At 52.3% G+C, this 409-nt stretch carries 1 protein-coding gene; it reads right to left on the minus strand.

Going from position 1 to position 409, the window contains the following annotated elements:
- Positions 1 to 255, minus strand: a 255-nt coding sequence (locus AC3XQU_RS23070; protein ID WP_489876489.1) for a hypothetical protein, incomplete at its 3' end; no start/stop codon positions are given.
- Positions 256 to 409: the final 154 nt, after the last annotated feature.

Consider the following 409-nt stretch of genomic DNA (forward strand, 5'->3'; position numbering starts at 1 on the left):
TGAAGCGAATGCCCTGACCACAAAAATTGTTGTCCCCCATCCACCACCACTGCTCGATGGCGTGGCGAAACAAACAAAACCTACTGGCTGGTCTTCGTCGTCCCAAGGCTGATGGTAAAAGGCATCCACGTATCGATCGTCCTCACAGCTAAGCGCGTTTAGACTCTCAAATTTCTCGGCTGTAAGTCCATTCTCATAGCCATGTCTTTTCAGCCAGGCATGCACTCTGAGCAACTCTGTGCTTGCGTCAATCATTCTCGAATGACCTTGAAAGAGAGCGTGCCCGGTGCATCTGCACCGGGCTTGCGTGGGCGTTATTGCATGCGGCCTGGAGCATTTTGTTCCTTCAGCCGTGCCAGTTTAAGCTCTGCCATTTTTGCGATTTCGGGTTGAGCACGGATGCGGATCG

The sequence above is a fragment of the Telluria sp. AZSoR62 genome, from assembly GCF_058111565.1.